At 57.4% G+C, this 14382-nt stretch carries 10 protein-coding genes and 2 pseudogenes; 4 read left to right on the top strand and 8 right to left on the bottom strand.

Annotated elements, in window-relative coordinates; translation table 11 throughout:
- Window positions 1-243 precede the first annotated feature (243 nt).
- Window positions 244-912, bottom strand: a complete 669-nt coding sequence (locus ACSQ3H_RS26985) for an SDR family NAD(P)-dependent oxidoreductase (RefSeq protein ID WP_436120167.1) — start codon at window positions 910-912, stop codon at window positions 244-246.
- Window positions 913-1287: 375 nt separating this feature from the next.
- On the opposite strand from ACSQ3H_RS26985, the gene ACSQ3H_RS26980 reads away from it, so the two are divergent.
- Complete coding sequence (locus ACSQ3H_RS26980) at window positions 1288-1992, top strand: IS6 family transposase (RefSeq protein WP_436120166.1); 705 nt, start codon at window positions 1288-1290, stop codon at window positions 1990-1992.
- 52 nt (window positions 1993-2044) lie between these two features.
- On the opposite strand, the pseudogene ACSQ3H_RS26975 reads toward ACSQ3H_RS26980, so the two are convergent.
- Window positions 2045-2380 (bottom strand): annotated as a pseudogene (locus ACSQ3H_RS26975) (IS6 family transposase); the annotation flags it as partial.
- 520 nt (window positions 2381-2900) lie between these two features.
- On the opposite strand from ACSQ3H_RS26975, the gene ACSQ3H_RS26970 reads away from it, so the two are divergent.
- A complete protein-coding gene (locus ACSQ3H_RS26970) occupies window positions 2901-3392 on the top strand; it encodes a BA14K family protein (protein ID WP_436120165.1) in 492 nt (163 codons plus the stop codon).
- A gap of 716 nt (window positions 3393-4108) precedes the next feature.
- On the opposite strand, the gene ACSQ3H_RS26965 is transcribed toward ACSQ3H_RS26970, so the two are convergent.
- The 3 genes from ACSQ3H_RS26965 to ACSQ3H_RS26955 all read right to left on the bottom strand — a co-directional run bounded on the left by ACSQ3H_RS26965 (window position 4109) and on the right by ACSQ3H_RS26955 (window position 6903).
- Window positions 4109-4423: a cupin domain-containing protein gene (locus tag ACSQ3H_RS26965; RefSeq protein ID WP_436120419.1), complete on the bottom strand. Its 315-nt coding sequence runs from the start codon at window positions 4421-4423 to the stop codon at window positions 4109-4111.
- Between the two features lie 352 nt (window positions 4424-4775).
- Window positions 4776-5963, bottom strand: coding sequence for an MBL fold metallo-hydrolase (locus tag ACSQ3H_RS26960; protein ID WP_436120164.1), 1188 nt, complete (start codon window positions 5961-5963; stop codon window positions 4776-4778).
- Between the two features lie 631 nt (window positions 5964-6594).
- Window positions 6595-6903, bottom strand: a complete 309-nt coding sequence (locus ACSQ3H_RS26955; protein WP_436120163.1) for a hypothetical protein — start codon at window positions 6901-6903, stop codon at window positions 6595-6597.
- Between the two features lie 348 nt (window positions 6904-7251).
- Here ACSQ3H_RS26955 and ACSQ3H_RS26950 point away from each other — a divergent pair, with 348 nt between their 5' ends.
- Window positions 7252-7857 (top strand): calcium-binding protein, encoded by a 606-nt coding sequence (locus ACSQ3H_RS26950; protein WP_436120162.1) that lies wholly within the window; start codon window positions 7252-7254, stop codon window positions 7855-7857.
- 427 nt (window positions 7858-8284) lie between these two features.
- Window positions 8285-8653 (top strand): annotated as a pseudogene (locus ACSQ3H_RS26945) (Tn3 family transposase); the annotation flags it as partial.
- A 283-nt stretch (window positions 8654-8936) separates the two neighbouring features.
- Here ACSQ3H_RS26945 and ACSQ3H_RS26940 read toward each other — a convergent pair.
- The 3 genes from ACSQ3H_RS26940 to ACSQ3H_RS26930 all read right to left on the bottom strand — a co-directional run bounded on the left by ACSQ3H_RS26940 (window position 8937) and on the right by ACSQ3H_RS26930 (window position 14338).
- Window positions 8937-9611, bottom strand: a complete 675-nt coding sequence (locus ACSQ3H_RS26940) for a protein-L-isoaspartate(D-aspartate) O-methyltransferase (RefSeq protein ID WP_436120161.1) — start codon at window positions 9609-9611, stop codon at window positions 8937-8939.
- A gap of 153 nt (window positions 9612-9764) precedes the next feature.
- A complete protein-coding gene (locus ACSQ3H_RS26935; protein WP_436120160.1) occupies window positions 9765-10022 on the bottom strand; it encodes a hypothetical protein in 258 nt (85 codons plus the stop codon).
- Window positions 10023-10969: 947 nt separating this feature from the next.
- Window positions 10970-14338 carry an AAA family ATPase gene (locus ACSQ3H_RS26930; RefSeq protein WP_436120159.1) on the bottom strand — a complete coding sequence of 1123 codons (3369 nt, stop codon included), beginning with the start codon at window positions 14336-14338 and terminating at the stop codon, window positions 10970-10972.
- Window positions 14339-14382: the final 44 nt, after the last annotated feature.

The raw sequence follows: 14382 nt of genomic DNA, 5'->3' as shown, positions 1-14382 counted from the left end.
AGATAAATGATTGGTCGCCCGACTGCGGCAGGTTGCATGGCCTAAGCTGACAAATACACGCTGCGCAGTTCGATATGGCAATTGATGGGTGGAAAGTGGCAGAACAAGTTTGCGAGATTCCCCCGACAGGCGCTGCAATGACCGCTCATCGCGCCGGTCAGACTAAACCGCTCTGGTCCCTCCCCCACCGAACGGTTTTTTTTACCCAAGGCCGAAGGCTCAAGCCCTACATTCTCTGTCCGTTCAGTTCAATCGAATGAGGTTCGCCGCCACCGTCGTATCTGATACCGTCCTCAGGCATTCGCCGACAAGACGCATGCATGAGCTTGGCGGGCTGGTATAGATTGCGAGTCCGACCACTTTTTGCGCGAGCGCCTTTATACTATCACCACTCAACCTGCCGCGGTGGAACATGATATGGGCTTGGATGTTATCCCGTTCTATGGCGCCGGCGATACGGTCCGTCACACTTGCTGCCGCTGTGATCGCCGCGTGATAAGCAGGCTTGCCGACGGTTTGCCGATGTGCGGTAACCAGAGTTACGATCTTGCCCCTTTGAAGAATGATCATACCAGGCAGAACGGCTGACATCGCCCGGCTCAATTGCTTGATCGCAGACGCATAGACAGCGGCAAAGTTCGGTTGGGAGCGCGAACCGTGCTGTGCATTGAGCGAGAGGCAAGTCACCAGGAGGTCGATCGTGCCGATCTCCTGAACGAGTTGGTCCAGCTCATCCGTAGCCCACTGTTCCTTCTTTCCATCCGCTACACGCGAACCAGGTGAAGGAATTAGAAATGGATCTTCAAAGCGATGAACACTGTCACCGCGCCTCCTAAAGGAATCAGCCAGAGCCTGCGCAACCATGTCATCGGCTCCGACCAGAAGGATCGTTTTCTGCTTCAGATATGTCATGGCCGCTGCCGACTCCTATCATAGCAGCTCAATTTAGAGATTGCCGTGATCTATCGGCTAGAGGAATTGAGCGAGTTATTCAGCCCGAAGTCATGCGACACAGGTTCTATATTGAAAGAAATGAAGCCTGTAACATCGACACAAGCACCAATATCAGGCTGTGTGCAATAACGACGACGAAGTATACGGGATGGACCGTTACGGCCTGTCCCGATTGGCGGAAGTTTATAGTTTATAGCGCCCAAAGTCTACCGAGCCACCCGTATTGATGCGCGAACAACGGTCGGAGGCGAGCTTGAAGTTTCTGATCAAAGCTGACTGAGTGGCGATGTCACATTGTTTTTGGCTTAATAGATTGTCAATAGACGGTTCGGCATGAACCAGCCCATCGCCAATTACAAGAACCACCGGTTCCCGCCAGAGATCATCGCCCGCGCCATCTGGCTCTATTATCGGTTTCCGTTGAGCCTGCGCCATGTTGAAGAGATGCTGTTCGAACGAGGAATCGCTGTATCCTATGAGACAATCCGCCGGTGGGGCAGAAAACATGGCCCCGAATATGCCCGGCGCATTCACCGAAAGTCACCTTCCAGCAATGATGTCTGGCACCTCGATGAAGTCGCGGTGCGCGTCAACGGCAAGAAATGTTGGTTATGGCGGGCGGTTGACCAAGATGGGTATGTTCTTGACGAAATCGTGCAGGTTCGCCGCAATACCAAGGCTGCCAGACGATTATTGCTCCGTCTTTTAAAGAAGCAAGGCCTGCCGCCAAAACGGATGGTGACTGATAAATTGCGCTCCTATGGCGCGGCAAAGCGTCAGGTCATGCCGGACATCGAGCATCGTTCTCACAAAGGCTTGAACAATCGGGCGGAGAATTCGCATGTTCCATTTCGAAAACGGGAGCAAATGCGCCAGGGCTTTCGATCGATCGGAAGCTTGCAGCATTTCGTTTCGCTCTTCTCTGCGGTTCGCAATCTTTTCGTTCCATCCCGTATAAATCGCTCAGCATGTCAGATCCGAAATCACCGCTTGCATGCCATGGCCGAATGGAAAGCAGTGAGCGGCCAGATTGCCTGAAAAGGGGCGCTTGCGGTTTCGCACGCCTATACTTCAAACAATGTGACAGCGCCCGGCGAACCTGCACGATTTCGTCAAGAACATACCCATCTTGGTCAACCGCCCGCCATAACCAACATTTCTTGCCGTTGACGCGCACCGCGACTTCATCGAGGTGCCAGACATCATTGCTGGAAGGTGACTTTCGGTGAATGCGCCGGGCATATTCGGGGCCATGTTTTCTGCCCCACCGGCGGATTGTCTCATAGGATACAGCGATTCCTCGTTCGAACAGCATCTCTTCAACATGGCGCAGGCTCAACGGAAACCGATAATAGAGCCAGATGGCGCGGGCGATGATCTCTGGCGGGAACCGGTGGTTCTTGTAATTGGCGATGGGCTGGTTCATGCCGAACCGTCTATCGACAATCTATTAAGCCAAAAACAATGTGACATCGCCGTCGGAAGAGGTATTCCGCATCGGGTACCAAGCGTTAGGTTTTGACCACTAGAAGCGCACCGGCCCATAATTGGCCAGTGCGCTTTGATCGGTAGCGAAGGCTCGTTTCGATCGGTCCCCCCCAACTAGGAAGATGCGAATTCGCGATGAATGCGGATTAATCAGCATCGGAAAATTCCGGGCCTAAGATTGCCAGACGGTCGTGGAAAGCAGGAGCACCGGCCCCTAATGGCCCATTGACGACCATTCGTCGACGCAAGAGAACGTTCGCGATCAACAAAATGCGTTTTTCGCGCGCGGCGATGCGACACCGCGAATGGACCATTTTTGAAAGAAAGCTTTCCTGCTAACGCATAATTTCTCGAGTCAAAATCGATTTTGGAGTAAAATTGCGCAGAGCATTTAAAGGGCTGCAGCGTCCTTGCGCGCCGTCTTCGACGCGGAGCACTGTAGAGGAAAGGTGAAGCCAATGAAAAGGTTAGCAATCTTTGCCCTGTCGCTGGTGACGGCGCTGACGAGCGCCCCGCCGGCCATGGCGTTTCCCACCGTTGCCGTGCCGAAGATCGAAGTCCAAGAGGCGCAGCCGGTCCAGTACAGGCGTTACCGCGGCGGTTACAACCGTGGATACTGGGGCGGCTATCGAGGCTACCGCGGGCATGGACACCACAATGGTAACGACGATTGGGCTTGGGCACTGGGCGGGCTCGCGACTGGCGTAATCATCGGCGGATTGCTGGCGCAGCCGAGGTATTATGGCCCCAGCTACTACGATCAGAGCTATTACGGGCCGACCTATTACCGTCCGCGCTACTACGCGCCACGCAATTACCGCCAGGTCTATTATGGCGGCAACACACACACGCGCTGGTGCTATGCCCGCTACCGGTCCTATAGGGCTTACGACAACACGTTCCAGCCCTACTACGGTCCGCGACGGGCGTGCGTCTCCCCCAACTATTGATTTCAGGCGTAGTTGGCGAGCCACCTGGCACTTTTCCCGGACGCGCAGGCTACCGGATTCTTCGGCTTCTCCTCAAACGGCTGCGTCGATCGCCGCTTCTGGCGCGAACGAGCCATGACGCCTTCCGGCCAATACTGTTGAAAAAGTCGGTTTTCTAGAACGTTTGATTTTTTGGAGGGCCGTAGAGGCCCACACTGAGAATTTACTTGGGGGACCTACCAATTTTGCCATCAAGCAGCGTGTGAGGCGCGTAGCGGAACTGGGACGGTATCGAGCGGCAACATTCGCTGAGATTGCGAAATGGCTGACTTTTCGGCAAGCCCCGGTTTTAGAGTTTTTCAACAGTATCGGCGCAAACCGGACCCCATCACGCTAATCAATTGCAGCAAGCGGGAGCAACTCGGCGCGCTAGAAGCCACCGGCCAATAATCGGCCAGTGCGCCTGATCGGTAGCGAAGGTGCGTTTCGATCGGTCCCCCCCATCCAGGAAGATGCGAATTCGCGATGAATGCGGATTAATCAGTATCGGAAAATTCCGGGCCTAATCGATTGCCAGACGGTCGTGGAAAGCAGGAACACCGGCCGCTAATGGCCCCCCGACATTACTGCGTGGGCACACCATGGACGCTCCTGCCCCTTTGCGACCGCTGATTTCGCGCCAAAGGTTTTATCGCCGGGCTGCCTGACGGGGAAATGTTAAATATTATGGACTTCGCTCATGGAAGCCAGCGCTGCACACGTTCAGATCCTTCAAACGTTGCCTCGAAGACCGATGACGCAAGCACGGCACGCAAGTGAAGGATAGCGGGCCCTATGTTTCGGAAACCGTGTTTCCGTCGAGCGGGTACAATGAGGGAATGGTCGCCAGTTACAATAAAACGTTCGTCATCGATCCACATCTCCGCTTCACCTGCGACAACGGTAAGTACTTCCTCCACCGTATGCCAATGGGTCGGAGCTCCGACGGCTGGCGCTACCCATTGCTCAAATATGCAAAGCTGCGTTGCACCTTTGCGGGCCGAGACATGCATCTGCGTCTTTACTCCTGTTCGCCAGTCTTCAAATGGTTGGTCTCTATGAGCGATGGTCGTCATCAGAACAGATCCTTTTGGCAATCCAGAGTGAGTGGCCGGCCCTTCATATCAGTCGCCCAGGCATCAGTCATTCCCTTGCGATGCGCTGGCGCTGCCTGTTCTGCTTTTCAGCGGCGGACGGAATGGCTGCTTCTGGCGCCCAATGCGGACGCTGGTCCCGTCTCTCGTGAACCGCGACGGCTTATCGCAAGGTAGGCGACCTCGCGACGCTCTCCGGAAATCCAAATATTTTTTTTGGTTCCCTTTTCTAAAGGCAACTCTGCCCTGGAATGGCATGGTTACTTTAAGATCAACTCTCGAAGATCAATCGCGTCCCCGTATATGCCCGGAGGAACTGCTTCGGAAGCTCGGCCTTGGCGAGATCGGTGAATGGTTCGCCAGTGCAGTGAAGCGGAACAACATAAGTGGGATCAAGTTCCTTGAGGGCGGCGATGGTCTGGCGCAGGTAATCGGGCTGATAGGGGGCCAGATGGAAGCCCCCGATGATCGCATAGACCTTGTCAACGCCGGATACCGTTTGGACCTGCTTGATCGCATTGATCAGCCCTCGATGGCTGCATGATGTGAGCACGATTAGCCCCCGTCCCTTGAGATTGAATGCTGTGGCAAGCTCATGGCGGAACTGGTCTGGCACCAGCCCCGGCTTCCGATCTTCCTCTGCAAGCCGCTCCGGGAAACAGCCAACGCCATTGACCATTCCAATCTTCATGGCGCTAGGCGAAAGTAACTTTTCGAAGCTGCTTTGGCTGATTTGGCCTGACGTGAAACCATGGTTGCCAACACGCGAAGGGCCAACAGAGTCCGTCACTACGAGGTCTGCCTTCTCAAGTGCCCTTCGGTCCAGGACCCCAAAATCGCCTTTTACCGGTGGACCGATCCATTCGCGGGCACAGAAACAGTCTTCACCACCGACATACAGCGGAAGCTTGGGCTTGAGCCTGTCGCTGGCACGCTGAAGGAAACCAACGAGTCCGCCGAAATGGTCGTAATGGCCATGGCTGAGTACCAACACGTCCAGCGCGCCGGGATCAAGGCCAACGAGGTCGATATTGTTGTTCAACGCTTCGGGCGTGAAACCGAAATCGATCAGGGTGTTTTGGATCTCGGAGCCACGCTGTGTTTCAACGTGCATCGAAAGACCGAATTCACTGATCAGCGTTCTCGCGGGTGGGTGATCACCGATTCCCCAACCGAAATGCTGTATATCCAGACCATCGGCCTTTCTGCTGGGGGCCACGGCGAACTGATAGTTATCGATCAGGACTCGGACAGCCACTCGGTCCAACTCAGGAACCGCGCCAGCCAGCTTCTCGGCCCTCGCGGGACTTGCCCCACTGAGCAGCCCGGCCAGCAACCCCGCGAACAAGGCAGCGCCCCCGCCGCAGACGAGTTCTCTTCGGTTTATGGCGTCGCAGACAAACTGCCGTGGTTCAGAGTTGCAACGGCAGAAAAGTGCATTGGAGCGATCAACATGCATGCCGGCCTCCTGAATCGATTCACAAACCGATGGTCATCAGAGGCGCGGGACGAAGCGAATAATGTTCGCTTTGGTCGGGCGTCGAGGGAAAGGTACTCCCCAGGATGGTTAGTGTCTATGCAAATTCGATCGCCATAGTTCGCGTCGCTCTGTCGTCTTAGTGACCGCTTGTGGCGGATATTGTTGAAAAAGTCCCAAATCGGGGCTTGCCGAAAAGTCCGCCATTTCGCGGTCTAAGCGGATGTTGCCGCTCGATGCAGTCCCAATATGGCTAGGCTCCTCACACGCTGCTTGATCGCAAAATTGGTAGGTCCCCCCAGTCAATTTTCAGTATCGGCCTATACGGCCCTCCAAATAATCAGACATCGTAGAAAACCGACTTTTTCAACAATATCGGCGCAAACCCGACCCCATCACGCTAATCATGCAGCAAGCGGGAGCAACTCGACGCGCTAGAAGCGCACCGGCCCATAGTTGGCCAGTGCGCTTTGATCGGTGGCGAAGGCTCGTTTCGAACGTTCCCCCCCAAGGACGCGGGTTCGGTCTCCTACAGAGCTCGATTGCTTCAGTATAGGCAAGTTCATGGCTTAAGGCCCTGCTCGCCGTCGATAGACGAAGAGTTACGAAATCGCTAGTAGCGGTAATAGTCGTAGACGGGACGCCTCCAGCCGCGCTTACACTTGATCTCTTCCTTGTACTCGTCGTCGTCCCACTTCCGCTCTATCTTGCAGCCGCCGCGTCGGTACTCTTCCTTGTACGCACGTCGTTTGGAGGGCCGCTCACGGTAATAGCGGTCCCCACGCCACTCGTCGTTGCCACGTTCGTAGGTGCGGAGCCAGCGCCCGTTGCCGCTTTCATCCTTCCATGGATCTGCGGTAGCCATGCCCACGCCGGCGGTGAGAGCAATGCTGAGGGCGGTAATGAAGCCGATAGTTCTCATGATGCAATCCTCCTGTGCCTTAACGCGCCGGACATAACCAAGTTCCGGCTTCTAACCTGAACGTCAGGTGAACAGCAAGTACGAGCTGGCATCCAACTCCGCAAATAAATACTTCAAATCATGAAATAATATATGCGTAATATTCCCATATAAATGAATTACTGTTGTCGCAAATCCAGATTAGTTGTTAAGTATATTTTCTACAAAAACCCACATATGTCCGCTTGTTACTATGTAATATTGGATTTATACTCTTAGTGTATATTGCAATCCGACTTGATTCCGTGCACAGTCATCAGGCACCAACCGCCGGATTCTCCGGCAGTTTCAGAACAGAAGGAGAAGCAGATGGCCACTTTAGAAGGCGGCGCCTACGACGACGTTTTGTTTGGCTCGCGTTTTGACGATTTCATCCACGCCAATGGCGGTGATGATTTTGTCTTGGGCGGGAAAGGCGACGACTCGATATTCGGGGATGACGGTAACGATCTGTTGTTCGGCGGAAAGGGTAATGATGCCCTTTTCGGCGGCAACGGTTCCGACATTCTTTTCGGGGAACACGGCTCAGACGTACTGAGCGGTGGTGAGGGAAGTGATGTCTTGTTCGGCGACGCTGGAAGCGACGTGCTTCTCGGTGGTGCTGGCAATGACTTACTTTCAGGCGGCGCAGGCGACGACGTTCTCGTCGGTGGCGCCGGCAATGATGTATTCTCGTTCAGTGGCGGCGGCGGCAACGACGTTGTGCTTGATTTTACCCCTGGTGAAGACATCCTCCAGATCTCCAGCGGTATCAACGGTCAGGACATTACTTCTGCTGATGACCTGGCTTCCCGTGTCACGCAGGTTGGCGACAATGTTGTTGTCGATCTCGGACATGGCGATTCCGTCACTCTCGTGGGCGTCAGCGCCGACGAAGTTACGAGTCATCCGAGCGACTACTTCGTCGTTCATTGATAGCGATTATGGCGTGCCCTGCCTCCGGCTGGGCGCGCTTAGTTCCATTCCTACAGGTATTTAATTGACTACACCGTCAAGCATGCCCGAAGCCCTCCGTGCTCTTGGCCGAGAGGATCTTCGAACCTGAACATCAGGTGAACAGCACGCTAAGTTCTCACTGTGACGCCTTTAAAGTCTGTGCTGTTCACCGGTAATCCCATCCTGCGGACAGGCTATGCAATGGAACGACGCAAGCGCCCGGAACGTTCCGTGATGGGTCATGAATGAATTGCCCAAGACCTTGCTTGGCGAAGGTCTGCACGGGGCTCGGCGCGCTAGAAGCGCACCGGCCCATAATTGGCCAGTGCGCTTGTTCGGTAGCGAAGGAGGGATTCGAACCCCCGACACAAGGATTATGATTCCTCTGCTCTAACGCGTTTTGTGGATACGCCGTCGTTGCCAAGCTGGCCTCAACAAAGGTGAAGCTGCCCACAAGCTAAAACGCGCCGTCTACTTTCATGAGCGTGGTGAGATTCGCGATCGTTCACTCGACAGCCAATCATTTCGTGCTTCCGGTCTCAATCTCGTCGTCAGCGCCATTATTCATTGGAATACAGTCTACCTTGCCAAAGCCGCCGTTCATCTCAAGGCTCAGGGCCGCGACATCCCAGACAACCTTCTTCGCCATGTTTCGCCGTTGACTTGGGAGCATATTAATCTGACAGGCATCTATTCATGGACAGGCGATACCCCGGAACCCGGCGATTTGAGGCCATTGCGAGAAACCGACACGTTATTTCATCGAGCAGCATGAGCCGACGTTCGTACCTGTTCACGGTTCGTCCAAAGTCCCGTACGATTTCGCGGTGTTCTTGTCATGGCCCCATGTTGGTCGAATGACGAATCGTCGCACACACCGGCTAATGCGCGGGAGAAGACGAAAGTCGACAGAGGGCCAGAGAGTTTCCCTAGCAGTTCCTCAAAAGGAGGGCAGAGAAGGGTCGTTTCTTCGCGTTCACCAAGGGCGAAGAAGCGCGGAAGGCTGGCATCCGGTTGATGGTCGGAAAAGCGCGGTCGCGCCAGTTGTGCGCACCTCATTAGACGGTTTCGAGCCGGCTGAACCGAACCGGGATGAGTTTCCGAGTCTTGAGTTGCCCTGCCGCATCCTTGTCGATGATAGTCAGAAACTGTACTTCTTCAGACACCAAAGGCAGAACCAGACGTCCCGCTGGCTTGAGCTGCTTAAGCAAAGCCGGCGGCGTCCGCTCAGCTGCCACGCTAACCAGGATCTTGTCGAATGGGGCGTGGTCGGGCCAGCCGCGAGACCCGTCTCCGACACGAATGGCGATATTGGAAAAGCCGAGGCCCTGCAGCAGAGCCTCGGCATGGCTCGCGAATTCCTCGATGATTTCGACGCTCCAAACTTGCCCGGCGAGTTCCGCGAGGATTGCGGTTTGGTAGCCCAGGCCGGTTCCGATCTCGAGCACCGCCTCGTGCGGTTGGGGAGCAAGGAGATCGGTCATCAGAGCGACAATGAAGGGCTGCGAGACGGTCTTGCCGAAACCAATCGGCAGCGGCATGTTCTGGTAGGCATAAGGCGCGACCGGGGCTGGCACGAAGAGATGCCGCGGGACCCGCCGCATCGCTTCCATCACCCGCTCATCGAGCGTCGCCTTGCCGAGTTCTTCGCTTGCAAGGTCGGCATGGATCGCAATCATCTCGACCATGTGCCTGCGTAGAACCGCAAGGTGCTCTTCGTTCATCGGTTTCATGACGGTGGGGCTTTCCTCAACCAGTCTGCTGCCAGATAGCATTATATCCTGTTCGTCTTGTCACAGTAACGCCCGCCATCATTTCCAGGTGTCGCATTGCCTTTAATTCCGAGATTTGTCGCGTTTTGCGTCGACAGACGCCATTCTTTGCCCTTAAATGCGAGATGACAACCAGGTTCGTTCGATGGCATTTGATGTCGAGGCGCAACGTCGGTTCTCGATCTGGCGACCAATCCGGTTGACGGTTACGAGCAAGGGGGCCTCCTTTTGATAAGTCCGGAGCAAGGCGACTCTGGCGAAGTCATCGATACCAGTAGCAAACAACGCCGCTTTGATCAGCGGACGCTTCTGGACCACTGCAATCGCGGCGAGACAGAAGAGACGGATGTCCGGATTGAAGCTCAGCCGCATGCCCCTGTGAACCCTGTCTCAAGTTTAGGGGCAAAAATCTCGAATTTAAAGGCAAAATATCAGATTTAGAGACAAAGGAACGCCTTTGATTTTGTTGAATTCCTCATCTCGCCTTTAAGAGCAAAGCGACAACCGCGAAGCGGTCTCGTGCCCGAAGGGGCAGGAGCCCCGCTCCTGCTCCCGAGCTCGTGCGGAACAGCGGGGGAGAGGGGGCAAGGAGACAAATCGGAGGGGGATCACCCGCCCGAGGCGAAGCAGAAGGGGCGACGCATGATCCGCGCATGCGGATCCGCGTCGATCCTGCACGGAGCGTGGCCGGAGGCCTTAGCGGAGGAAGGACGGGGAGACCGATTTTCTCCTTGCAGGGGAGAGGGGGCAGCGCGCCCTTTCCCCTCTTGGTGAAACAATGAGCGTACCAGGCGAAGGTAAGCGCAGCGGCCGAAGCCAGTTCGCGCATCGCTTGACCGGTTAAAAGGGCAGCCGCAGGAGGTTTAGCATAGCGCCGCCCGAAGGGCGGAAACCGGGACCGACTGCCCCCGGCAAGCGGTTCCTTTTGGGTCAAGCGACCGATTGGCCGTGGCTGCTCATTGGGTATGGCAGCACCCGCCCGGTTTACCACAATCCTCCGGCAAACCCTACGGCGCTACCTGGCGGACGCGGGTTGCCTTCGGCTGCTCCGCTCTCCTGAGGTTCGCTGCGGCCGCTTATGCCGGCCATGCCGGCGCGGCTGGAAAACGCCTCCCACAATTCGGGGCCGCGGCGCGGGCGCTGAACTTCTCAATAGGGTGGGAAGCCGAAGTTCGGACGCCCCTCGGCTGAGGTCTGCTCCCACCGGGTTGCAGTCGTTGCGTGACTCCCTATACTGCGACATCGCAATAACAAATGTCGGAGTCAGAATCATCGCTCCATCGGGAGTTACGACAAAGTCGTTGCAGCGGAGCAAGTGTTCAGGTGCTCGATTTACTACCTCCGCAGCTCTCAAGGACCGCTTGAGCATCCTGAAGATCGAGCGTCCCGTGGCCGTTAGAGAGACAGCCGAGGAGCGGCATGAGCAGCTCGCAGGCCTGCGCTCTAAGACCCTGTGCTCGCCATAGCCGGGCCAAACTCACCGCCGAGCGCAGTTCCCACATCTTCGCATCCTGCATGCGGGCGACGTCGAGCGCACGGCGGAAGCACGCCTCGATTTCGGCAGGATCGCACTCTGAGCTCGATGATATGAGTTCGCCCTTGAGCCGATGCAGCTCCGCCTCGCACCAGCGGTTGCCAGTGCGTGCGACAATGGTAAGCGCCTCGTCAATCAAGGTGCTACCCTCGGCAAAACGATCAGCCTTTCCATGCGCCTCCGCGAGTAAGCCCATCGCCCAAGGCGCCGTCATTCCTGACCCGATCGCCTGCATGCAAGCCAACCCGTCTCGCAACCGCTCGATGCCTTCCGCGATCAGGCCCCGCTCCGCCAGCACCCACCCCTGCAGGAAGACTCCCTGGGTGTGCCAGAATGGAAATTCGTGTTCGGCCGCGAACGCCAACGCCAACTCCGCCGCCTCTTGCGCCTTGGCGATGTCGCGTCGATGCACCTGCAAAATCGCCGCCCATGTCAGTACATAGGCACGGCTGAACAAATGCCTGAGGCTCGCGGTCATGGCGAGCGCCTCGTCCATCAGCTCCAGCGCCCGGTCATCGTGGCCGAGATACCACAGCGCCATGCCGCCACGGCACAGGCAGATCGGTCCTCCATCCTGTCCATAGAGCGCTAGATGGGCCCGGTGCTGGGCGATGTCGTATTGGCTGATCCCGTGCTCGAAGTGCTTCCATGCCGAGGCGAATTCGCCACGCCAGGAGCAGGTAATGCCCAAAGCATAGGACGCTTCCACCACGAGCACAGGATCCGAGATCTGCTGCGCCAACCTCAGAAGCCGTTCGCCAAGGTCCCGCGCCGCGGAAAGCTCGGACCGCACCGCATGATGAATGGTGAGACCGAGGAGCGCCGGGAACAGCCTGGGCGTTTCCTGGATCCGCTCCGCCAGGTTGAGAGCACGGTTGTAGACGCGCTCGACCTCCGGGTGGCCATAGCCCTTCGCGGCGGTAAGCGCTCGTCCCATCGTGGTCAACAACGTCAGCTCAAGCTCGAGTTGCTCCGGATTCTCAGGCATCTGGGCGAGCAGGTCGAGTGCCTTGGCCAAATGGCCGACGGCCTCGGCATTCGCCGCCCGCTCGTTTGCGTGCTCGGCGGCCCGGTGCCAGAACACGACGGCTTGCGGCAGCTCTCCTGCCTCCGTCAGATGATGGGCCAGGAGCTCCGGCTGAGCGGACACGACATGTGGGGCGAGTTCTTCGAAGACCTGCGCAATACGGCGATGTAGTTCCCGGCGGCGACTCTTGAGGAGCGACTGATATGCGGTATCTCGGACGAGCGCGTGCTTGAAGCTGTAGATCGCGTTAGGGGGGCTTCCGCGCCGAAAAACTAGCTCAGTAGCAACCAGTTGATCAAGGCTCCTCTGCAGCTCATGCTCATCGAGCACTGCTAACGCCGCAATCAGCTCATAGGAGAACTCGCGCCCAATGCAGGCGCCGATCTGGGCCACCACCTTGGCCCTGCCGAGGCGGTCGAGGCGGGCCATCAGCGAGTCGTATAGCGTTACCGGGATCGCCAGCGGCGGCATATGTGCAGCCAGTCCAAACTGATCGCCGGCCACTCCCAGGAGACCAGATTCGAGCATGGTTTTGGTCAACTCCTCAAGGTACAGCGGTACGCCATCGGTGTTGGCCAGGATGTAATCGAGCACTCCGGCAGGCAGTGCCTTTCCGCCGGTCAGCCGTTCGACCAGCGATTGAGCGTGCACCCGGTCGAGGCGATTCAGGACCACCTTTGTCACGTGCCGGTAACTACGCCAAGGCGGGACGAACTCGGGCCTGTGGGTAATGACCAGCAGCACCGGGAGCTGCCGGATGTGGTTCACGAACAAGCCGAACAGCTCAAGGCTACTCGCGTCCAGCCAGTGAGCGTCCTCAAGCACCAGGAGCACCGGCTGCTTCGCAGCCAGTCTGCCAAGCTGGGCGATGAGCACGTCGAAGGTTCGGTTCTTACGCTGTTGGGGCGCGAGATTCAGTATTGGACAGCGGCCAGTGCCTGGAATTCCGAGAAGCTCGGCCAACAATGGGAGCGCTTCGCTCCCCTCACCCACCTGTTCCGCGATCAGCGCCTGGAGTTTGGCGAGCTTCACGACCGATGAATCCTCGCGTTCAAATCCCGCTTCCTGTTCAAGCTGGCCAATCACCGGACGAAGCGCGCTGTTGATGTGGTATGGCGAGGCGAAGTAGCGGCGCAACCTGTGTGGTTCTCGAAGGAGACGCTCGCGAAGGGCCAGGGCGAGACGCGACTTGCCGATTCCGGCCTCACCCTCGAGCAGGACGACCTGACCTTCCTTGGCCTTGGCCTGAGTCCAGCGATCGACCAACAATGCGAGTTCCGGGTCACGGCCGACCAACGGCAGCACGGTCGCGTGACCCGCCTCGAAGCGGTCGTCGCTACGCACTTCGCCGAGCACCCGAAACGCTTCAGCCGCCCCGGAAAAACCTTTGATCGGCCGCAGTCCGATGCTTTCGAGCTTGAACTGGCCCCGCAGCAGTGCCCGCGTTGCTTCGGCAATGACCACTGTGCCGGATCCGGCCAACTCCTGTAGGCGGGCCGCCAGGTTCGGCGTTTCACCTACGACGCTGCATTCCTCGGCCTCGCCGGTGCCGATGATGTCACCCACCACGACCAGGCCAGTGGCGATTCCGATCCGAACAGCCAGGTGCTCGCCTGCCGCATCCAGCCGGTCGACGGCCTCAACGACCGCGAGGCCGGCCCTCACGGCCCGCTCGGCATCTTCCTCGTGAGCCTGGGGATAGCCGAAGTATACGAGGACGCCGTCGCCCATATACTTGGCAACAAAACCGTCGTACCGACCGACGATCTCGGTGGCGCAAGCACGGTACGCAACGATCGACTGCCGTAGGTCTTCTGGATCGAGGCGGGCGGAGAGTGCTGTCGATCCAACGAGATCGCAGAACATCACCGTAAGCTGTCGCCGTTCCGCCTCGCTGTGGATCGGTGACACGGAGGGACGTAGTGCCGCCGTGGGCGGCGGCGACTGCTGAGCCAGAGTCGCGGCCGCCCTGAGAAAACGCTTGCGGTCACCAAGGGACAGTCCGAGCTCCTTGAGGTCGGCATCGGTGAGATCGTCGACGACATCGAGATCGATGCCGTTCTTCAAGAAGGCTTGGCGATACCGCTCAAGCCTGATGCTGGCGAGCCAGTCTCCGATGTCGGGCATGACCTAGCATCCTCTGACATGGTCGAATTCGGATTGCTCTGAGG

This window comes from Phyllobacterium sp. LjRoot231 (assembly GCF_964253365.1).
GTDB lineage: Bacteria > Pseudomonadota > Alphaproteobacteria > Rhizobiales > Rhizobiaceae > Phyllobacterium.
The sequence above is the reverse complement of the archived record's forward strand: the minus strand, read 5'-3'. Positions and strand labels throughout refer to the sequence as shown.